At 69.6% G+C, this 22,184-nt stretch carries 10 protein-coding genes; 7 read left to right on the top strand and 3 right to left on the bottom strand.

All coding sequences use genetic code 11. The annotated features are described in order from the left end of the window. The first annotated feature begins 2 nt into the window (after window positions 1–2). From Vqi01_RS09455 to Vqi01_RS09440, 4 genes are all read left to right on the top strand, one after another. Window positions 3–1,424, top strand: coding sequence for a cytochrome P450 (locus Vqi01_RS09455; protein ID WP_204034316.1), 1,422 nt, complete (start codon window positions 3–5; stop codon window positions 1,422–1,424). Continuing rightward, on the top strand, window positions 1,421–2,788 hold the full coding sequence (locus Vqi01_RS09450) for a cytochrome P450 (RefSeq protein ID WP_204034315.1): 1,368 nt from the start codon (window positions 1,421–1,423) through the stop codon (window positions 2,786–2,788). Before Vqi01_RS09455 ends, Vqi01_RS09450 begins: the two co-directional genes overlap by 4 nt. Window positions 2,789–2,931: 143 nt before the next feature. Continuing rightward, complete coding sequence (locus Vqi01_RS09445; RefSeq protein ID WP_204034312.1) at window positions 2,932–3,162, top strand: DUF5988 family protein; 231 nt, start codon at window positions 2,932–2,934, stop codon at window positions 3,160–3,162. Between the two features lie 91 nt (window positions 3,163–3,253). Beyond that, complete coding sequence (locus Vqi01_RS09440) at window positions 3,254–3,676, top strand: hypothetical protein (protein WP_204034311.1); 423 nt, start codon at window positions 3,254–3,256, stop codon at window positions 3,674–3,676. A gap of 68 nt (window positions 3,677–3,744) precedes the next feature. Here the strand turns inward: Vqi01_RS09440 and Vqi01_RS09435 are convergent, their stop codons facing one another. Continuing rightward, window positions 3,745–4,266, bottom strand: coding sequence for a hypothetical protein (locus Vqi01_RS09435; protein WP_204034310.1), 522 nt, complete (start codon window positions 4,264–4,266; stop codon window positions 3,745–3,747). A gap of 1,075 nt (window positions 4,267–5,341) precedes the next feature. Between Vqi01_RS09435 and Vqi01_RS09430 the strand changes: the two genes are divergently transcribed. Further along, a complete protein-coding gene (locus tag Vqi01_RS09430; RefSeq protein ID WP_204034309.1) occupies window positions 5,342–8,071 on the top strand; it encodes an ATP-binding protein in 2,730 nt (909 codons plus the stop codon). A 27-nt stretch (window positions 8,072–8,098) separates the two neighbouring features. On the opposite strand, the gene Vqi01_RS09425 is transcribed toward Vqi01_RS09430, so the two are convergent. After that, the gene (locus Vqi01_RS09425; protein ID WP_239098286.1) at window positions 8,099–11,248 is read right to left on the bottom strand and encodes a helix-turn-helix transcriptional regulator; all 3,150 of its coding nucleotides are present in this window, start codon (window positions 11,246–11,248) and stop codon (window positions 8,099–8,101) included. On the opposite strand from Vqi01_RS09425, the gene Vqi01_RS09420 reads away from it, so the two are divergent. Further along, window positions 11,181–11,939, top strand: coding sequence for a thioesterase II family protein (locus Vqi01_RS09420; RefSeq protein ID WP_204034307.1), 759 nt, complete (start codon window positions 11,181–11,183; stop codon window positions 11,937–11,939). The two genes, Vqi01_RS09425 and Vqi01_RS09420, sit on opposite strands and share 68 nt — an antisense overlap. A gap of 59 nt (window positions 11,940–11,998) precedes the next feature. Here the strand turns inward: Vqi01_RS09420 and Vqi01_RS09415 are convergent, their stop codons facing one another. Beyond that, window positions 11,999–12,769: a thioesterase II family protein gene (locus Vqi01_RS09415; protein ID WP_204034306.1), complete on the bottom strand. Its 771-nt coding sequence runs from the start codon at window positions 12,767–12,769 to the stop codon at window positions 11,999–12,001. A gap of 203 nt (window positions 12,770–12,972) precedes the next feature. Between Vqi01_RS09415 and Vqi01_RS09410 the strand changes: the two genes are divergently transcribed. After that, window positions 12,973–22,184, top strand: a 9,212-nt coding sequence (locus Vqi01_RS09410; protein ID WP_204034304.1) for a type I polyketide synthase, incomplete at its 3' end; no start/stop codon positions are given.

The raw sequence follows: 22,184 nt of genomic DNA, 5'->3' as shown, positions 1-22,184 counted from the left end.
CCATGCCCACGTCCTCCCGCGTCTACGCCGTCGCGCCCGGCGCGTTGCCGCTGCTGGGGCACGCCGTGCCTCTGGCTCGTCGACCGCAGGAATTCCTCGTCAATCTCTCCCAGTACGGTGACCTCGTCGAGGTCCGGCTTGGCCGCCGCCCGGCCATCATGGTCTGCGCGCCGCAGCTGATCCAGCGTGTCCTGCTGGAGCCGCGGACGTTCGACAAGGGCGGCCCACTCTTCGAGAAGGCCGATGAACTGGTTGGCCAGGGGCTGTTCGCCGCCACCTGGAAGCCGCACCGCAGGCAGCGGCGAATGCTGCAACCGGGCTTCCATCAGTCCCGGCTGCCGGGTTACGCGGCTATCATGCGGGAAGAAATCGACACGCTGCTGGCACAGTGGGCAGACGGCGACCGGCTGGACGTTCGGGACGAGATGCACGCCGTCACGCTGCGCATCGCCGCTCGTACCATGGTCACCAACCCGCTGAGCAGCCACGCCGCGGACGAGGTCCAGGAGTGCATGCCGATCATCAACCGCGGCGTGTACAAGCGGATGGTCGCCCCGACGGCCCTGCTCGAGAAGCTGCCGACCCGGGAGAACCGCGAGTTCGCGGTAGCGCACGAGCGGATGCGCAAGGTCGTCGCGGAGACCATCGAGCAGTACCGCAGCGAGGGAGTCGACCACGGGGACTTGATGTCGATTCTCATCAACACAACTGATGAGCACACCGGCAAAGGACTCTCCGAGTATGAAATCCACCAGCAGGTAATGACCCTGCTCGCTGGCGGGATGGAGACGACGGCCAACGCGATCTGCTCCACCCTTTTGATGATCAGCGAGCACCCGGAGGTCGAGCGCCGGCTGCACGACGAGGTGGACACCGTGCTGGCTGGCCGCCCACCGGCCTTCGACGACATCGCGCAGCTGCCCTACCTGTACCGCGTCTTCTACGAGACACTGCGCATCCGGCCGCCGGTGTGGCTGCTCACCCGCCTGACCGCCGAGGACTGTGAGCTGGGTGGGCATCCGATACCCAAGGGGACTGTCATCCTCCTCAGCCCATACCTGTTGCACCACAACCCGGAGCTGTTCGCCGATCCGGAGTGCTTCGACCCCGACCGGTGGCTGCCCGAGCGGGTCGACACGGTCATGAAGGCGGCGATGCAGCCGTTCATCATGGGCAACCGCAAGTGCATCGGCGACCGTTTCGCCCTCACCGAGGCCATGCTGCTCATCGCCACCATCACCGCGCGCTGGTCGATGCGGATGGTGCCGGGCGAACGGCGTAAGCGCCTACCCGAGGCGACGCTCGGCCCCGGCCCGATGCCGATGACACTCACCCGCCGGACGTCTCCCGCCTGGTCGGCCGTCGCCACCCCCGATGGTCAGTCCTTGGCGTTTGGCTGTCCTATGCGGACTGGTCGAGAATGAACGCCCGATCCCTGCCCGAGGCACCGGGAGCACTGCCGGTACTCGGTCACGCGATGCAGTTGTGGCACCGGCCCCTGCCGTTCCTGCGTGGGCTGACCGGGATCGGCGAGGTGGTCCGGCTGCGGCTGGGGCCAAGGTCGGCCTACCTCGCTTGCAGCGGCGCGGCGGTGTCCCAGGTACTGCACGACCCGCGCGCCTTCGACAAGGGCGGTCCGCTCTTCGAGCGGGCCCGGCTGGTCGTCGGCGACGGCCTCGTCAGCTCCGACTACGCCACGCATCGCCGACAACGGCGGCTGGTGCAGCCGGCCTTCGCGGCGAACCGGTTGGCGGGCTACGCGGCGTTGATCAGCGCTCAGGTGGAGGCGGAACTCGCCTCGTGGCGAGCCGGTCACCCGTTCGACGTCGGGCGCGCCATGCACGCGCTGGCGCTGCGGGTGGCGGCCCGGACGATGTTCGGCGGCCAGCTCGCCGAACCAGCCGTGGCCAGCGTTGTCGCGGCCCTTCCCGTGATCATGCGCGGGGTGTACCAACGCATGATCATCCCGGGCGAGTTCGTGCACCGGTTGCCGGTGCGGGCCAACCGCCGTTTCGAGCAGGCCCAGGCGACCATGCGGCGGGTGATCTCCGATACCCTCCGCGCGCACCGGCGTTCCGGCCGCGACCTAAGTGACGTGCTGTCGATACTCGCCGGCCGCGATGGCACAGCCGCGCTGCGTGACGACGAGATCCACGATCAGGTCATGACGATGCTCATCGGTGGGACAGAGCCACCCGGCGACGCCATGTCCTGGGTACTCCACCTGCTCGCCACCCACTCCGCCGACGAACGCGCCGTACAGGAAGAGGTTGACGCGGTCCTCGACGGACGCCCGGTCGACTCCGATCACCTACCGGACCTGGTACGGGTACGGCGGGCCGTCACGGAGGCGATGCGGCTCTACCCGCCCGCCTGGCTGTTGTCGCGGGCGGTGACGCGCGACACCGAACTGGCTGGCTATCCGGTGGCGCGGGGCACGACGGTGCTGTTCAGCCCGTACCAGCGCCATCATGACCCGGAAATCTTTCCCGATCCGCTGCGGTTCGACCCCGACCGCTGGTGCGACCCGTCACCTGCCGCGCGGGCGGCCCTGCTGCCCTTCGGTGCCGGGAACCGCAAGTGCATCGGTGACGAGATGGCGTTGACCGAACTCGTCATGACAGTCGCCGCCGTGATGTCCCGCTTCCGCCTCCGTCCGGAGCGGGACAGCGTCGTGCGGCCGGTGGCCCGTGCCTCGCTCAGCCCCGGCCGGGTCCTGATGATTGCCGAGCCGCGCCGCGCCTCCCGGTCGACGCCGCCGTCCGGGCCCCGGACCGTGATTCCGTGATCGGCTCCTAGGAGTCTGATGTGGACTGTGGTGGGTGCGTCCCGGGCGAGCCACATAGGGGCCGATAGGGGCTGACCCGAGGTGCTACCCGCCGTAGCTTGGCATCAGCCACCTGGCCTATCTGGCACGGACGGAGGTTAATCATGACCGAGCGTCTGCAGACGGGTGTCGTCGGACGAGTCCGGCTCGTGGGCGGGCCGAGCGACCTTCCCGACGACGACCGGTTCCGCCTAACGAGCGTTGACGCCTACAAGGTCAAGGTCGAACACCGCGGCGGTTACGAACACTTCGAGCGCACCGACGAGCGTTACCCGCATCCCGACAGCGAAGTCATCGTCTATCGCTGGGTCACACGCACGCGCATCGCCGAGTAGCACCCGACGAGCCACAGTGGTTGACGACGCGAGAAAGCCGGCTGCCCGCCGCCAGCCGGCGCCGCACGGACCGCCAAGCGCGGTCAGGATCATGGCGCTGGTCGACGAACGCGACTGCAGCGTCGTCACGGTCAGGCACGCGATGCTGCTCGCCGCGGAAAGCATCGTGCCGCTCATGGTCGTGATGATGCGCCGTCGTACCCCTCCAGCGGTCGCCATGCTCGCGACCGCCGGCCATGCCATCCCCACCAATCACATCGGCGCGCTGGAAAGCATACGGTTCGCCCATGTCGCCGCCGTACTCGCCCCATCCGGCCTGGCCTGGGACTTCGCCATCCTGGACAGCACAGAGGAGCCGGACGCCCTGCTTGCGCCGGCGCAACGGCGGAGCACCTGGATCATCGGGGTACGCCACCGGCATCGCTGGCTGCCGCCGCCGAGGACCACACCGCGGCGGACCCACCGCATCGCGGGTCCGCCGCCGCTGCTCATCGCATGCGAGGCAGATCGGTAACGGCACCCGACCACCGGGCACCGGTTGCCGCGGTGCGCACCGCGCCGGGGCATCCGACCGAACCGGGGCTACGAGTAGACCGGACCGACATGCACCTCAGCACGGGTCGTCACCCCGGTCACCGGCGTATTGAAGCAGTCGCCGGCATCGATGGAGACGACTGCGGCGGTACCAGTCATGCCACCGGTGATACCGTCGCCACCGCTGTTGTAGGTCCCAAAGATGTACGCGAATCCTCCGGCGATAGGCACTCGAAAGGTGAATACGCCATGCCCACCCTCCAGTTGTGCGCAACTCGCCGTCTCCTCAGCTCGCAGGCTGACCGCGCCGGGCCCGGTGACATTCTTGCCGAGCACCTTTCCCGTGCAGGTGGCCTGTCCCGTCAGCCCACCGGAATCGAAAACGCTCAGCTGGGGTGTCGGCGTGATTCCAGGAGCGATCTGAACGCTGACCACGAATTCGCAGTCCAGGTCGACACTCCGGCTGCTCGCGGACAGGACCGCGGCCGCGGCACTGGCCGGTCCGGCTGGGAGCAAGGCACACATGATCGCCCCCGAGAGCAGGCCGGCACGCAAGACCTTGGGTCTCATTGATCCTCCATGAGCTACTCGACGATTAACAGGATGAACAAAGTTTCGACGGTTTAACATCTGATCAAGACGCTAATGTTTTGATGCCAGCTAGGGGGTACCCCTAACCAGCATTTACCGACCCTAGATATTCGAGGGCCAAAGATATAGTGGACAATATGCGGGAAAGGCGGCTTGCCGGGCGAGAAGCACCGGAAGCCCGACAAGCGGGCAAGCGGCACCTATTACAAAGAAGTGATATTAGATGACACAGAGTAGAAGGGTGAGCTCAATAGAGCGACGGCACATTCCGGAAAAGCGGACGGAGCGATTCCACCGCCCGACATCACCCCGTGACGGCGGGTCATGGACCGCGGCGCCCTTCCCCTCGCCCGATGAACATCCCACGCCGACATCAGGTTAAATTCCGGGTAAAGTACCTATTCCGCCAGTTTGCGGCACGTCCGTCGGATAGCTGACACCGCCAGCCCAACATGGAACCTGACTTATCCAGTCCTTAACCATGGCCCCATGCCGAATTTGCGCGCTACGGACAGATAAATCGTATTCAGCCTGAGGCAGTCGTTTGACAATCACGGCCCGGTGCTGAATAGCCGTTTGCGCACGTCGAGGCCGTCCATGATGGCGGTGGACAGGCAGGACCGCAGGATGGCGTAGTCGGCCGGTCCTTGCGGGCCTGCGGCGGCTTGCCGTCGCGGCCGGGCGGGGTCCTGCTCGCGGCCGCAGGCCACCGCCCCCGGATTGCAGGACCGGTATGGCCGGCGGCGACGGCCTGTTCGGTGATCTGCTTGGCCGTCAGCAGGATCCCGGGCGTGCAGGCCACGTGCACGTACCGGAATCCCGCCGCCGAGCCGGGCCGGGGTCGCAGCCGAACATCTCAAACTGAATACGTACATATAATCCTCAACTAGGTGAAGTAGATTGCGACCGGGTTGCACTTCTAAACGGTTGATATCTATTGTCGAGGCGGCAGGTTGGCTGACCCCAGAGACGTGAGCGGGACAACCTCTGCGGCCGACTGGACGACATCGTTGTCGAATCCTGCCGGTCGCGATCGGGGGGAGGGCATAAAACCATGGCGTCGATTACGGGGGCGACCGGGGAACGTAACGAACTGCGACGTCTAAGTGAACTATTTTCAGGATGCCTCGAAGGCAAAGGCGGCCTGGCCGTGATGAATGGCCCGGCCGCCAGCGGTAAGACAGCACTGTTGCAGCGCTTCCTTGACCACCGGGCGTTGTCCGACGCGGTCGTGCTCAGCGCGAGCGGCTCACGCTATGAACAAGACGTCCCACTCGGCGTAGTGGATCAGCTGGCGGCCAGCCCTGATCTCCCCGCCGAGGTCAGCCAACAAGTGAGCGACCTGTTGGCGAGCGGATCGGCGCCCTGGAGTGGAGCGCCCGACGTACCCACCCTCATGCAGAGCCTGCGCGCGGCGCTGTGCGAGCTGGTCGAGCGGAAACCCGTGGTGGTCGCCATCGACGATGCTCATTTCGCCGATCACGCCTCCTTGCGGTGCCTCGCCTACCTCGCTCGCCGCGCCCATTCGGCCCGGGTGCTCATGCTGTTCGTCGAGGCCAACCAGTTGCGGGCGGCGTCGGCACTCTCCCGCACCGAGTTGCTGCACGGCCTACAGATGCATCGAATTCAGGTCGAGCCGCTACCGGTCGAGATGGTCGCCGACCTGATTCGCCAAAGCGAGCCCGATGCCCCGTCCGACCTGGCGCCGCGGCTACGCGACGTCACCGGCGGCAATCCCCTCCTGCTGCGGGCGCTGGTGGACGACCTGCGGCGGGCGGGCATGGTGCAGGCCGGCGAGGTGGTCGTCGGCGAAGCTTTCGCCGATGCTGTGGCGAGCTGCCTGTTCCGGCAGGAGCCGGAGACGCGGCAGGTGGCTCGAGGGCTGGCCGTCATCGGGGAACGGATCGAACCCGTGACGTTGTCGCGACTGCTCGGAATGGACGGTGACCTGGCGACGCGTGCTATCCACCTGCTCAACTGCTCCGGGCTGCTGGGCGACGGGTGGTTCCGCCACGCCGGAGCCCGGGCCGCGGTACTCGCCAGCATGCTGCCCGAGGAGCGAGCGGCGATGCATGCCCGGGTCGCCAAGTTGTGGCAGCAGGAGGGGAGGCCGGCGACCGTGGTGGCCCGCCACCTGACCGAGGCGGATCGAATAGACGCCGCCTGGGTGGCGCCGACGCTGCGTGAGGCGGCCGAACGGGCGTTGGCGGGTGGTGACACCGACGGTGCCCTGGCCTGCCTGCGGGCGGCGTTCGCCGGCGACCTTGCCGACCAACAGCGAGCCGAGACCACCGCCATGCTGGCCCGGGTCAAGTGGTGGCGGGATCCGGCCGAGGTGATCCAGCACCTGCCCGAGCTCGTAAGCGGGGTGCGCGATCGGCAACTTGCCGGCCGCGACACGATCGCGACGATCAACTATCTGCTGTGGCACGGCCGCATCGGTGACGTCGCGAACGTCTTCGCCACGCTCGAGGAGCCCGATGCCGCGACAGACCACCGGCTGCAAACAATCCTGACTTCGTTGATCTATCTGTATCCCGGTCGGGCCGCCGAAATCAGCCGGACCTGGGTCGGCCGGCGCACCGGCGGCATGCGCGATGGCGACGGCAATCCGTCGCCGGACACTGACGCGCCGACGGCAGCCGTCGAGGTGCTGCGCGGCTGCCGGCAGGACGACCAGTCGCTGGGCCCGGTGTTCGGCGCCGTACACACCCTCGCCTTCACCGACCGGCGCGAGGGCCTGCCCCAGTGGACCGAATCACTGGCGAGAGAGGTGAAGGCGTGCGACCCACGGATCTGGCGGGTATTGACCAGTGCTGCCCGGGCGGAGGCGGCATTGCTGCGGGGCGACCTGACCGAGGCGCTCGAACTCGCCCGCCACGGCCTCACCGAGCTGCCGTCGGCGGGCTGGGGCGTCGCTGTCGGATGGCCGATCGCGACGATCGTCCGCGCGGCGAGTGAAGCCGGTGATTACGAAACGGCAGCCCACCACCTGAGCCTGCCGATCACTCCAGGTGTGTTCGACACACCGTTTGGTCTGAAGTATCTGCACGCCCGCGGCAAGTACCACTTCGCGACGAACCGCGTGCACACGGCGCTGAACGACTTCCATGCCTGCGGTGAAACCATGCTCGCATGGAACCTGGATCTACCGGACCTGCTGCTGTGGCGGGTCGACGCCGCGCACGCGTACCTGCGTCTGGGTCAGACTCGAAGGTGCCAGGAGTTGATTCATGATCAGCTGCGGCGGCTTGGCGAGGAGTCCGTCCGGCTGCGTGGCATCTGCCTGCGAGTCCTCTCCGGCGCGCTGGAGGCGCACGAGCGGGTAGCGGTCCTGCGGGAGGCGGTCCGCCTGCTGCGCTCCACTCCGGACCGGCTGGAAATCGCGTACGCCCTGGCGGAGCTGAGCTTCGCGTTGCAGAAGCTCGGCGAGCGGGACCCGGCCCGGGCAGCCCAGCGATCCGCCGCACAGCTGGCGCGGCAGTGTGGCGCGCAAGCACTGCTCGCGGCGCTCAAGTTCCAGTCGCCCACGGCCCTGCCGATGCCCATGCTCCCCAGCCTCACCGGCCCGGACGGCACCGCAGTGCTCAGCGAGGCGGAGCGGCGGGTGGCGGGGCTGGCCGCACGCGGGCATACCAACCGGGAGATAGCACAGCGGCTCTATCTGACCGTCAGCACGGTCGAGCAGCACCTGACGCGGGTGTACCGCAAGCTGCGGGTCACCCGACGCACCGAGTTGCCGTCTTGGCTGCACACGGATCCGTCGGATCCCACGTCGCGGTAACACCCGCCGGTGGAAGTCTCCGGACGGTCAGGCCGGCTCGCGCATCATCTGCTCGAACGCACCGGCCAGGTCGTACCGTCCGTGCACGCCGAGCTTGCGGTACACGCGGGTCAAGTGCTGCTCGACAGTGCTGATCGTGATGCTGCATTTGCGGGCGATCTGGCGATTGGTTTCGCCACGCGCCGCCAGCGCGGCCACCCGGCATTCCGCCTCACTGAGCGCGATCGCACCCACCTGCTCGCCGAGCCCTCGCACGAGGGTCAACGTCTGCTTACCGGCCACGTCGTCGTGCCCGTGGCCGCCATGGCCGTACGCGAAGCTGATGTGGTGCGAACGGCGCATCGTGAGGCGCGCCTGGCTGTACTCGCCGAGCGCGTGCTGCACGCTGCCCAGATCGGCCAACGCGCGCGCCAACTCCTGCCTGTCGCCGCAGGCCTGCAACGCTTCCACCGCTTCTGTCAGGATGGTCGGCCGGTCCTCTCCCCGGCTGGCGGAGGCGAGGACCCGCAGCGTGACTCCCCGGGTGCGCGTGCTGTACCGGCCCAGCATCGTCATCTGCTCCTGGAGCAGTTCGCGGGCCCGAGCCGGCTGCCCCATGGCGACCAGTGCCTCCGCCATGTCGCTGCGCCATGGGATCAGGCCAGGTAGGTCCCGCCTCCAGCTCAGGGCCCGCTCCCGGCACACTTCGAAGTCGTTCATCGCGGCCGAGAGGTCACCCCGCGCCAGGTGGTACCGCCCCCGCGCGCGCAGGTAGACCATGCCGACCTGGGTATGCGCCATCGCGTCCGGAGCCGAAACGCGCAGGTACCTCGCGGCGAGGTCATACCGGCCGCTGGCCGTGTTGGCCAGCACCAGGACCGCGAGCGGGAGGCCGATTATGCCGCCCCAGTCTTTGACACTCAGCAACGACAGCGAGCGGTGCCCGTCCTCCTCGGCCCTCCGCAGATCACCCTGCCAGAATCTGATCATGGCGTGACGCGCGGAGAACAGCGCCTGCCAGGTCGGTGCGCGGCAGGCTTCCGCCGTGCGCAGCAGCGCGTCGCACCAGTGCGCGGCCCGCTCCAGCTGCTCCGCCAGCATCAGCGTCTCCAACGCGGACCAGATCGGCCCGAACGTCGCGTCGTCGAGCTTCGACTGGCTCAGGATCCGCTCGGCGTCGGCCAAGGCCCGGTCGGTATAGCCGCTGGACATCGCGTCCACCACGGCAGCCGCCCGCAAGCATGCCTCGCGGGCCGCGAACGTCGCGCTCGTCGACTTCACCGGCTCCAGCTCGGCGCGCAGCTTGGCGACAGCGTCCGGGTACACGTAGCACACCTGAGCGGCCGTGCTGAAAACCGCAAGGGCGGTGTCCGAGTTGCCCACGGTCACCCTCGCCACGTAGCTGAGCAAATCCAGCGCCTCGCTCGTGCGGCCGTACCACAGAAGGCTGAAGATCGGCAGCAGCGACCGGCGCCCGGTCAGCCGCCCTCGCCGGACCGCCTCGCTCAACTCGGCGACACAGGGCTGCCCGTTGGACGGGTCGAGCCGCATGTGGCCGCGCAGTGCCAGGTACAGGATCGTCAGGCGTTCGTCCTCGTCGACGCAGACCTTCTCGGCCAGGCGTAGGCAGTCCAGGGCGAACCTCGTGTCATCCTGCTGCAGCCCGCGTTCGGCCGCCTCCACCAGAACCGGCACCAGCCACCGCGGCTGGTACTGGTGGGCGCCACCGAGCTGGACTGCGCTGAGCACCTGCCGGGCCACCGCTGTCGCCGGGGCACCGCTCGTGTGCAGCGCCTCCGCCGCCCGTTCGCGGAGCCGCAGCTGTTCCTCCGGCATCATCCCGTTGAGCACTGCCATCCGCGCCCGCTGATGCCGGAAATGACCATCGTGCAGCAGGCCGGCGGTCTCGGCAGCCCACGTAGCGAAGACAGTGGACCAGATGTCGAGATCGATGATCTCGGCGACCACCGCGGATCCGGCCGGTTCGTTCAGCACCGCGACCGCCCGGGCCAGCCGGACCAGTGGGACGCCGCCGCGGTGCATACAGGTGAGCACGGCCTGGGCATAGGCGTCGCCGACCACCAGCTCCGGACCGCGTCGGACCGCCCGCAGATGGTCATCGACCAACGCGTTCACCAGCACCGGGTTGCCGCCGCTGAGCTGGTGGTACTCATTGGCAAGCTCGGCGCTCACCGGCGCGGCCAGGCGGTGGCTCAGCAGGGCGGCGACAGCGGCCGGGCCCAGTGCCCCGATGCGCAGCTGGCGCGCGTGTGGCTGGCTGAGCAACTCGGCCCGCAGCAGCGGGTTGAGCGGCCGCTGGCCGGCCGTCTCGGTGAGCACGATGGTTATCGCCGCTTGCCGTACCCGGCGTCCCAGGTGGAGCAGAAACCATAACGAAGCCGGATCGGCGAGATTCGCGTCATCGACGGTGACCACGACCGGCCGGCGGCCGGCTGACGACAGCTCGATGAGCTCGCTGGTCAGGCCCTGACGGAGCTCCACCGGTGGCGAGTCGGCCGGATCGAGCTCGACGCCGCAGCGAGCGAGATCGAGCGCGCCGTCGATCAATACCGCCGCCCGCGCGGCCAAGCCCTCCGGCAGGTCGGGCCCGTCGAAGAGCTGGCGGACCGCTCCCAGCGGAGGCGACCAGTCACTCTGGGAGCCGGTGGCATGCAGCACGCACATGCCTTCATCGACGGCCAACTCCCTGAGTTGACGTAGAAACTCACTCTTGCCACAACCGACCGGGCCACTGACCAGCGTCAGCATGCCTTTTCCGGCGCGGCAGCTCGACAGCAGATCGTACGCTACTGCCTTCTCTACCGTCACAGCCTGTCCCCCGTATCGTGCGAATGGCGACTGCGACCCGTAGGCTACCGATCGATCAATTGGGTATGTACCCCTATTGGTCCACTCCTCACCGGGGTCGAGGAGGATAGGGGTGTCCAAATCTGGGGTTCCCAGCGCCGGGGCACCGCCGTAAGGTTCACTCGGTTCCTCGTTTTCGGGGAAGTAAACGCATCGCGGCGGTTCCACCTTCGATGTCCTATACGCGACACCAGCGAAATTCCTTGCCAGTTGAGGAACATCACCCCGTGGATCCGCGTAAGCCGGAAGTGAGGAACAATCCATGAAAACAGACGCTGGCACCCACGAAGACTGGGTTCGCCGCTTCCACTCCGCGGTGCCGGACGCCACCCGGCTGGTTTGCTTCCCGCACGCTGGCGGCTCAGCGAGCTTCTATACACCTTTTTCCGCCAAGGTCTCACCGGCGTTGGAGGTCTTCGCCATCCAGTATCCCGGCCGGCAGGACCGCCGGCTGGAGCGCAGGATGGAGGACATCCGCGAGCTGGCGGACAACATCTTCTGGGCGATGCGAACGATGACCGACCGGCCGCTGGCGTTCTTCGGCCACAGCATGGGCGCGATCCTCGCGTACGAGGTGGCACGGCGGCTGGAACGCGACGGGACTGTGCTGCGCCACCTGTTCGCGTCGGGCCGCCGCGCACCGTCGATACAGCGCCTGGAGCGCGTCCACGAGCACGACGAAGGAGGCGTGATCGCGGAGCTGCGGCTGCTGAACGGTACCGACTCGAGCATCCTGAGCGATGCCGAGATGCTCGAAATGATCATGCCTGCCATCAAGAGCGACTACCGGGCGATCGAGTCGTACCGGCACCAGCCCGGACAGGAGCTGACCTGCCCGATCACGGCCCTCGTCGGCGATGCTGATCCACGGGTCAGCATCGCCGACGCGAAGGCCTGGGGCGACCACACCGGCGCAGACTTCAATTTGCGCGTACTGCCCGGCGGCCACTTCTACCTCGTCGACCAGGCGCCAGCCGTCATCAAGCTGGTCCAGGACGTGCTCGTGAAGACCGCTCCCTAGTAGTGCTTCGGCAGCCCACCGGCACGACGGGCATGGCCACCAAGTGCGAATTTCTGTCGCTAGCCGGTCGCCACCATAGGGCGCGGATGGAGGCAGCGGCCCAGTCGCCGCGCGATGGAAGCGGTGAGCAGGGCGCGGTGCTCCTGCAGGTAGAAGTGACCACCTGGGAAGAGTTCAAGCGGCGCCGGGCCGGCAACAAGCTCGCGCCACGCGGCCACCTGGGCCGGCGCCGCCAGGTGGTCACGATCTCCGCCATAGAGGTACACCGGGCAGTCGATCAGGTCGCGCGGGCTCGGGACGTAGTGTTCGAACGCCTCGATATCCGCGCGCAGCACCGGCACGAACATCTGCATCACGGCCGACTCGCCCACGAGCGTGTCAGGGATGCCGCCGTAACCGAGCAGTTCCTGCACAAACGCTTCATCGTCTAGGTGGGACAGCGGTGGATTGGCGCGCGGCATGTGCGGCGCCGACGCTCCGCTGAGGAAAAGTGCTCGCGGCCCCGAGCCGTGCCCCTCGCCGAGCAGGTGATGGTGCAGCTCGAAGGCGAGCAGAGCACCGTAACTGTGGCCGAAGAAGGCGTACGGCAGATCCAGGTGCGGCTTGAGGCCGCTGGCGATCGCGGCGACCAACGGCTTGACCCGGCGGATCAGCGGCTCGCGTAGCCGGGCACGGCGGCCGGGCAGTTCCACAGCGCAGACCTCAATTTCCTCCGGGAACTCGCCGTGCCAACTGCCGTACGCGGCCGCGGTGCCGCCAGCGTGTGGCAGGCAGAACAAACGCATTCGCGCCACCGATGACGGCCGCCGGTACACCCACGTGTCCTTCACATTAGGAGCGTATGAAGGGCACGGCCTGGCGCTGAACCCCTAGCCCTCCCCTACACCACCACCTGTTCATCCGTGTGTGCCGCGCTGTACGGCGCTTTAGCTGCCGTCAAGACGGCCTTAAGTGCCGGGTTCGACGATCGATCCTCAGCGCGCCCGCGTGTCGAGGTCGCGCGGGCAAGCTTGATTTTGGAGGCGCGACGGTGATGAACCAAGGGACGCAGCGCTCGCCAATCACGGCTGGGGAGCCGGTTGCCGTAGTCGGCATCGGTGCCCGGCTTCCTGGCGGGAGCGGAGTCGACGGCTTCTGGCGCGTCCTGGTGGACGGCGTGGACGCGGTGCGCCCCGTACCCGATGATCGGGCAGGTCTACTGGGATCGAACGCCGTCGGTGGCTTCGTGCCCCACCTCGATCAGTTCGACGCCGGGTTCTTCGGCATCTCCCCGCGAGAAGCGGCTGAAATGGACCCGCGCCAGGGGCTTGTGCTGGAGCTGGTCTGGGAGGCACTCGAAGACGCCGGGGTGGTGCCATCCGTCCTTACCGGCCGCCGGGTGGGCGTCTGGGTGGGCTCGGTATGGGACGAGTTCGCCCAGGTCACACTCACTGGTAGCGGCGCGCCGATCGGCTCCCACACGATGACGGGCACCAATCGCGGCCTAATCGCCAATCGGACATCCTATGTGCTCGGGCTGCGAGGGCCGTCCCTCGTGGTGGACTCGGGCCAGTCCTCGTCCCTGGTGTCCGTACAACTGGCCTGCGAAAGTTTGCGCTCCAGCGCCTGCGACCTCGCCCTGGCCGGTGGCGTCAACCTCATGCTGTCCGATGTGGTCGGTCGAATTTCCGCCGAGTTCGGCGGCCTGTCCGCTTCGGGTCGATGCCACGTCTTCGACGAAGCCGCCGACGGGTACGTCCGTGGCGAGGGGGGAGTCGTCTTCGCGCTGAAGCGGCTGTCCTCGGCCATCGCGGACGGGGACCGGGTCTGGGCGGTCCTGCTCGGCGGAGCGGTTGGCCACGACGGGACAGGCGTCGGTCTGACCGTGCCGTCAGCCGCGGGTCAGGAGGAAGTCCTGCGGGCCGCGTACACGGCGGCCGGCGTGGACCGGCACCGGGTCGGGTTCGTTGAACTGCATGGCACGGGTACCCGGGTCGGAGACCCGATCGAGGCTGCCGCGCTGGGCGCGGTCTTCGGCCGCGCCGCGGACGACCCGCTGGTGGTCGGTTCGGTGAAGACGAACGTGGGACACCTGGAGGGCGGCGCTGGCGCTGCCGGTCTGCTCAAGGCCGTGCTGTCGGTCTCCCGGGGCGTCATCCCGCCGTCCCTTCACTTCAATCGGCCGCCCGCGGCCATCGACCTGGGCAAGCTCGGCCTACGGGTGGCCACGGACCTGGTGGAGCTGCCCGCCGAGCGGCGCCTGGCAGGCGTTTCGTCCTTCGGCATGGGCGGCACGAACTGCCACCTGGTGGTGGCGGAGCCGCCGGATGGGTCCGCCCGCGCCGCCACGCGCCGGCGCAGGCACGGCACCGCTGCGGCGGCATCGCCTCCGTCGGCCGGGCCCCTGCTGCCCTGGGTGGTTTCCGGGCGCACCGAACAGGCGCTGGCGGCACAGGCCGCCAACCTGACCGACCATCTGACCGGTCAGGCGGAACTGGACCTGGTCGGCGTCGGATGGTCCCTGGCGACGACGCGCACCGCCTTCGCCCACCGCGCGGTGGTCCTTGGGCGTGACGCGGGCGAGCTGCTGAGCGGGCTGGCCGGGCTGGCCGGCGGTACACCCACCACCGGACTCGTTTCCGGGCAACGCAAGCGCGGCGGCACCGTGTTCGTCTTCCCGGACGCGACCGCGGACCCGATGGAGCCGGTAGCCCAGCTGCGGGCCGAGTCGCCGGTGTTCGCGAGCCTGCTGGATGAGAGCGCGGAGGCGGTCGCCCGCTGGTCGGGCTGGTCGCCGGTGGATGTGCTGGCCGGCGTAGCCAACGCGCCTGATGTCAGCCGGACGGACGTCGCGGAGCAGGTGTCGTTCGCGGTGCAGGTGGCGCTGGTCGGCCTGTGGCGGCACTACGGCGTGCGGCCGGACGCGGTGGTCGGCCACGCGCGCGCAGAGATCGCGGCGGCGTGTGCCGCGGGCCTGCTGTCGCTGGACGACGCGGCGCGCGTGGTCGTACTGCGGTCCCGGCCGCTCAAGGCTGGTGACGGGCAGGGGCTCGATGGCATTACGCCGCAGCCCACAACCGTCTCGTTCTTCTCCCCGGCGACCGGCGGCCGTCTGGACGCCGCCGAGCTTGGGGCCGGCTACTGGCTCGACCACCCGCACGCTCAGGACAGGTTCGCGGACGCGGTGAACGCGGCGACGGGCCACGAGGACGGAGCGGGCCGGTCGGTGGAAATGTCCTGCGGCGAAGGCGGACTGGAGCACCTCCTGACCGGCTTGGCGGAGGCCTTCGTCAGCGGCGCGGCGATCGACTGGAGCGCTGTCTTCGGTGGCCGGGCGGACACCGTCGATCTGCCCACCTACCCGTTCGAGCGGCGCCGCTACTGGACGCCGCCTCAGCAGGAGCCGGCGGCCTCGGACGCGCGTGCCGCCAGCGAGCCGACCCGCTCCCCCAGCCAGGTGACGAGCCCGTCCGCCCTGCCGGCCGCCGAGCGTCGCCGGCACCTGACCGGCATGGTGATCTCTCACGTCGCGGCGGTACTCGACCTCGACGAGTCCGATGTGGATGTCAGCCTGTCGTTCAAAGATCTGGGCTTCGACTCATGGTTGGCCGTCGAGTTCGCCGACCGGCTGGGCGAGGAGCTGGGCGTCGGGCTGGCGGCGGGCCTGGTGTTCGACTACCCGACCGTGGAACGCCTGATCGCCTACCTGCTTGGCCTCATGTCGACCGAGGCGAAGCCAGCCGGTGCCGTGGATCCGGCCGTCGCCACCCCACCCGCGGACACCGACGACCTCGTGGCCGTGGTCGGAATGGCGTGCCGGTACCCCGGTGGGGTGGTCTCGCCGGAAGGGCTGTGGGACCTGGTCGTGGCCGGTGGCGAGACGGCATCGGAGCTTCCCAGGGACCGAGGCTGGGACGTGCCGGCCGTGGTCTCGGCCGCAGGCGTCTCGGTGGGTAGCTTCCTGTCCGACGCCGGCGTGTTCGACGCCGGATTCTTCGGCATCTCCCACCGCGAGGCCGTGGCGATGGATCCGCAGCAGCGACTGCTGCTGGAAACGTCGTGGGAGGTGTTCGAACGGGCCGGAATCGACCCCACACAGTGGAAAGCGCGCCCGGTCGGCGTGTTCGTCGGCGCGATGGGGCAGGAGTACGGACCGCGGCTGGCCGACTCCACCGGCGGGCACGCCGGCTTCATGCTCACCGGCACCACCGGCAGCGTGGCCTCCGGGCGCATCGCGTACACCTTCGGCTTCGAGGGACCGGCCGTCACCGTGGACACCGCCTGCTCGTCCTCGCTGGTGGCGGTACACCTAGCCGGCCGGGCACTGCGAAACGGCGAATGCGAGCTGGCTCTCGCCGCCGGCGTGACGGTGATGTCATCACCGGGCATCTTCACGGAGTTCGGCGCGCAGGGAGGCCTGGCTCCGGACGGCCGGTGCAAGGCGTTCGCCGCGGGCGCCGACGGCACCGGCTGGGGCGAGGGAGTCGGCGTACTCCTGCTCGAGCGGCTCTCTGACGCGCGCGCGAACGGCCACCCGGTGCTGGCGGTGATCGCCGGCTCGGCGGTCAACAACGACGGCGCCAGCAACGGGCTGACCGCACCGAACGGGCCGTCCCAGCAACGCGTCATCCGCAGCGCGCTGGCCGACGCCAGGGTGAGCGCCGGCGAGGTGGACGTCGTGGAGGCGCACGGTACGGGAACCAAGCTGGGCGACCCCATCGAGGCCCACGCCGTCCTCGCCACGTACGGCGCGCACCGTTCCGCCGAGGAGCCGCTGTGGCTCGGCTCGATCAAGTCCAACATCGGCCACACCCAGGCGGCCGCCGGTGTCGCCAGCATCATCAAGATGGTGCAGGCCATGCGTCACGGTCTGCTGCCCAAGACGCGGCACGTCGACGCGCCAACCCCTCACGTGGACTGGAGCAGCGGGGCCGTCCGGTTGCTCACCGAGCACCAGACGTGGCCCGAACGGGAACGGCCGCGACGCGCGGCGGTTTCGTCCTTCGGCATCTCCGGTACCAACGCCCACCTGATCCTGGAGCAGGCACCGGCCACGCCCGCCGACGCTGAGCCCGCGGTGCCGCCCTTCACCGCAGGGAGCACGGCCTGGCTGGTATCGGCCAAGACGCCCAAGGCGTTGGCGACCCACGCGGGCCGGCTGCACGCGCATCTTTCTGAAGATGACTGCTGGGATGCCGGCTCGGTCGGCGCTGTCCTGGCCACCGGCCGCGTGGCTCTGCCGTACCGGGCGGCGGTCACCGGCGAAAACACCGAGCAGCTGCTGGCTGGCCTCCGCGCGCTGGCCGATGGGGAGCCGGCGGACAACCTGCACACCGGCACCGCCCTGCAGGGCAAGGTGGTCTTCGTCTTCCCCGGCCAGGGCAGCCAGTGGACCGGGATGGCGGCCGACCTGCTGCGGGAGTCCCCGCTGTTCGCCGAGCACATCGCCGCCTGCCAGCAGGCCCTGGCCAGGTGGATCGACTGGGATCTGGTCGAGGTGCTGACTACGGACACCAATGGGCTGCTGACCCGGGTGGACGTGCTGCAGCCAGCGCTGTTCGCGATCACCACCGGCCTGGCCAAGCTTTGGGCGGCCGCCGGTGTCCAGCCGGACGCGGTGCTCGGGCACTCGCAGGGTGAGATCGGCGCCGCCTACATCGCCGGCGCGCTGAGCCTCGAGGACGCGGCGAGGGTGGTGGCGCTGCGCGGCCAGGCACTGCGCCAGCTCGCCGGCACCGGGACCATGGCTTCGGTCGGGCTCACCGCCCAGCAGGCCGCGAAGCGACTGACCAAGTACCCCGCGGTCCACGTGGCCGCCATGAATGGTCCGAGCTCGACCGTGATCGCCGGCCCGGCCGACGAGGTGGCCGCCATCCTCGCCGAGTGCCAGGCCGACGGTGTACACGCCCGCGGCATCGACGTGGACTACGCGTCGCACACGCCGCACATGGAGCCGCTGCGCGACCAACTCGCGCGGGTGCTCGCCCAGATCACGCCCGAGCCGGCGCACACCACCTTCTACTCCACGCTGAGCGGCCAGCCGGTGGACACCACCGAGCTCGTCGCCGAGTACTGGTACCAAAACCTGCGCAACCCGGTGCGCTTCCAGCAGACCGTCGACCGTGCGTACCGTGACGGCCACACCATCTACATCGAGGTCAGCCCGCACCCGGTGCTGACCACGCCGGTCCTGGGCACGGCTCCGGACGCCGCTGCCTTGCCGTCGCTGCGTCGTGGCCAGGGTACGGCGGGCGATCTGACGACGGCGATCGTGCAAGCACACACCCACGGCGTCCCGATCAGCTGGGACAGCCTGCCGGCCGATCCTTTCCCCCGAACCGGCAACCAGGCCGTCTCGGTCCTGCCCACCTACCCGTTCGAACACCAGACCTTCTGGTTGACGGCGGCAAGCGCGGGCCACGCCGGCAAGAAGCCTCACCCGCTCCTGGAGTCGGTGACCTGGCTGGCCGAACAGGACGACACTCTGCTTCTCACCGGCCGGGTGGACCCGGCCGCCCAACCGTGGCTCGCCGACCACGTGGTGGAGTCCACCCCGTTGCTGCCCGCCACCGCCTTCCTCGAGCTGGCCGTGCACGCTGCCGGGCACACCGAGACCCCGTACGTCGCGGAGCTGACGCTGCTCAGCCCGCTTCCGGTCGACCAACCGACCGACCTGCAGGTGACGGTCAGCGGCCGAACCGGCCAGCTCACCATCCACGCCCAGCCGGTCGGGCACCGAGGCTGGACCCTGCACGCCACGGGCACCCTCAGCGCCACCCCACCAGCGGAAAGGCCGGTCGCGCCCCCTGCTCCGGCCACCCTGGCGCCGGTGCCCACCGACCTCTACCCGCAGCTGGCCGATCTCGGCTACCGGTACGGGCCGGCGTTCAGCAACGCCACCCAGACGCACACCGACGGCGCGGACACCTGGGTCCGGTCGCAGCTGGCCGGCTCCCTCGACGCCAGCGGGTACGCCATCCATCCGGCGCTGCTCGACGGCACGCTGCACCCGCTGCTCACGCTGCTCACGCAGGCACCCGGCAGCCGGAACCTGCCGGTGGCCTTCAGCGACGTCCGCAGCCGGCCGGCCGCCGAACCACTGACCGCTGTCGACCTGCACGCCCGCCGTACCGGCCCGGACACCTTCGACCTCACCGTCACCGCCGCCGGCGAGATCGTGCTGACCGCGTCCCTCATGTTCCGCGCCAGCGCCACGGGTGTCACGCCACCGCTTCACCGCCTCACCTGGCAACCGCTGCCCGCCCCGACCAGCCCGGAGACCACCGACGGCGACGCCGCGGAGCTGTCCATCGTGTTCGCTCCCGCCGCTGACCAGGGCAACCCGGTCGGCGCCACCCACCGGGCCGTCCGACACGCGCTGGAGGCCATCCAGGCCCAGCTGGCCGATCCGGACAGCACCGCGACCGTGGCCGTCGTCACCACCAACGCCACCGCCGAGCCTCCGGACCCGGCCCATGCCGCCGTCTGGGCGCTGGCGAGCAGTGCCCTGACCGAAAACCCGGACCGCGTGGTAATCGTCGACCAGGACCGGCCGGGCGAGGCCGAGCGATTCGTCCGCCGTCTCCTCGCCGCCGGCCACCGGCGTGGCGCCGTCCGTGAGGGGGTGGCGTACGTTCCTCGATTGGCGGTGGCGCCCACGCTCACCGCGCCCGCGGACCGTTCGCCGTGGCGGCTGGAGGTCCTCGCCGCCGGCACCATCGACGGCCTCGCCCTCGTCCCGTACGCCGACGCGACTCGTCCCCTCGGGCAGGGCGAGATCCGGATCGACGTTCGCGCGGCCGGCATCAACTTCCGCGACGTACTCATCACGCTCGGCACGTACCCGGAGCCGGAGCAGCTCGGCTGCGAGGCGGCGGGCGTCGTCACCGAGGTCGGCCCCGAAGTGACCGGCATCGCCGTCGGAGACCGCGTGATGGGCCTGTTCCGCGGTGGCATCGGTGGCGTCGTCGTCGCCGACCACCGGCTCGCCGTGCCGGTACCGGACGCCTGGGACTGGTCGCGCGCGGCTGCCATTCCCGCAGTCTTCCTGACCGCCTACCATGCACTCGTCGACCTCGCGGCGGTCCGCCCCGGCGAGCGGGTGCTGATCCACGCCGCTGCGGGCGGCGTCGGCATGGCCGCCACCCAGCTGGCCCGCCACCTCGGCGCCGAGGTGTTCGCCACGGCCCACCCGAGCAAGTGGGCGCTGCTGCGCGAGGACGGTTTCGACGACGAGCACCTGGCGAGCTCCCGGACCGCGGAATTCGAGCAGCGGTTCCACACCGCCACCGCCGGACAGGGCGTGGACGTGGTGGTCAACAGCCTCACCGGCGAGCTCATCGACGCGTCGCTGCGCCTGCTGGGCCCGGGTGGCCGGTTCATCGAAATCGGCAAGGCCGACATCCGGGACGTCGACGAGATCAACGCGGCCCACCCCGGCCTGACCTACCAGCCGTTCGACCTGTTCGACCTCGACGCCGCCCGCCTCGGCGAGATGCTCGCGGAGGTTGCCGCGCTCCTGGTGGACGGGGCGCTGCGCGCCTCGCCGGTCGCCACCTATCCGGTCGCGCAGGCCGGCGACGCCTTCCGTCTCCTGCAGCAGGGCCGGCACACGGGCAAGCTCGTGCTGACCCTGCCCACCCCGCCAGACTCGGAAGGCACGGTACTGATCACCGGTGGCACCGGGATGATCGGCCGGCTCATCGCCGAGCACCTGGTCCAGGCGTACGGTGTGCGGCGGCTCGTGCTGCTGTCCCGGTCCGGTGCCGCCGGAGCCGATGTCGCCGATCTGGTCTCCCGGCTGGGCGGCCTCGGCGCCACCGCGGTGGTCGAGGCGTGCGACGTGGCGGACCGGGCGGCCCTGGCCGAGGTGATCTCGCGCACCACCGCCGAGCACCCGCTCACCGGCGTGGTCCACGCGGCCGGAATGCTCGCCGACGCGCCGGTCACCTCACTGACAGCGGAACAGCTCGAACAGGTACTCAGGATCAAAGTGGACGCGGCGTGGCACCTGCACGAGCTGACCCAGGACCACGACCTCTCACTGTTCGTCCTCTTCTCCTCGGCGATGGCGCTGTTCGGCGGCGCCGGCCAGGCCAACTACGCGGCCGGTAACGCGTTCATGGACGCCCTCGCCCAGCACCGCCGGGCGCTCGGGCTGCCTGCGGTGTCGACGGCCTGGGGCCTGTGGGCCACGGCGAGCGGGATGACCGAGCAGTTGGGCGCCGCCGACCGGGCCCGGATGATCCGGATCGGGCTGGCTCCGATGCCCGCCGGCGACGGGCTGGCGCTGTTCGACTCGGCTGTCGCCAGCGGGCTCGGCCACGTCCTCGCCGCCCGACTGGAGCTGGCCGGCCCCCGGCAGCAGGCGGCGGCGGGCGCGGCGGTACCGGATCTGCTGCACGGGCTGCTCCGCCTGCCGGCGGGCGCACCGGCGCGCCAGGCCACCCCCGACGTCCGGCCGGCCGACGCAGGCAGCCGGCTCGCGACCGAGTTCGCGGCGCTGCCGCAGCAGCAGCGGCGGCTGCCGCGCCTCATCGAGCTCGTCAGCCATCACACCGCCGCCGTGCTCGCCCACCCCGATCCGGATGGTATCGACCCGCGGCGAGCGCTGAAGGAACTCGGGATCGACTCGCTGACGGCCGTCGAGCTGCGCAACCGCCTGTCCACGGTTACCGGGCTGCGGCTGCCGGCCACGGTGGTGTTCGCGCATCCGACCGTCACCGCGCTGGCCCAGCACCTGCTGGACCAGATGCCCGGTTCTCAGCAGCCGGCGGCCGCGTCGGTGGACGACGCGGCAGCACCCGTGCGGTCGGTGATCGACGAGCCGATCGCCGTGGTCGCGATGGGTTGCCGGCTTCCCGGGGGCGTGACCACCCCGGAGCAGCTCTGGGAGCTGGTGGCCAGCGGGACAGACGCGATCGGCCCGTTCCCTACGGACCGGGGTTGGCCGACCGGTACGGCGGAGTACACGCGTCTTGGCGGCTTCGTCTACGACGCCGACGAGTTCGACGCCGAACTGTTCGGCATCAGCCCTCGCGAGGCCACCGCGATGGATCCGCAGCAGCGGGTACTGCTGGAAACCGCCTGGGAGGTGTTCGAGCGCGCCAGCATCTCCGTGGAGTCGCTGCGGGGCTCGCGAACCGGTGTCTTCACCGGCGTCATCACCCAGCAGTACGGCCCGGGGGTGGACGCGCCCACCGATCTCCAGCCGCATCTGCTCACCGGCGTCACCAGCAGCGTCGCCTCCGGCCGGCTCGCCTACAC

Origin of the sequence: Micromonospora qiuiae (genome assembly GCF_016863555.1) — a bacterium.
Taxonomy (GTDB): Bacteria; Actinomycetota; Actinomycetes; order Mycobacteriales; family Micromonosporaceae; genus Micromonospora; species Micromonospora qiuiae.
Note: the sequence above shows the minus strand (reverse complement) of the source record. Positions and strands in the feature narration are given on the sequence as shown.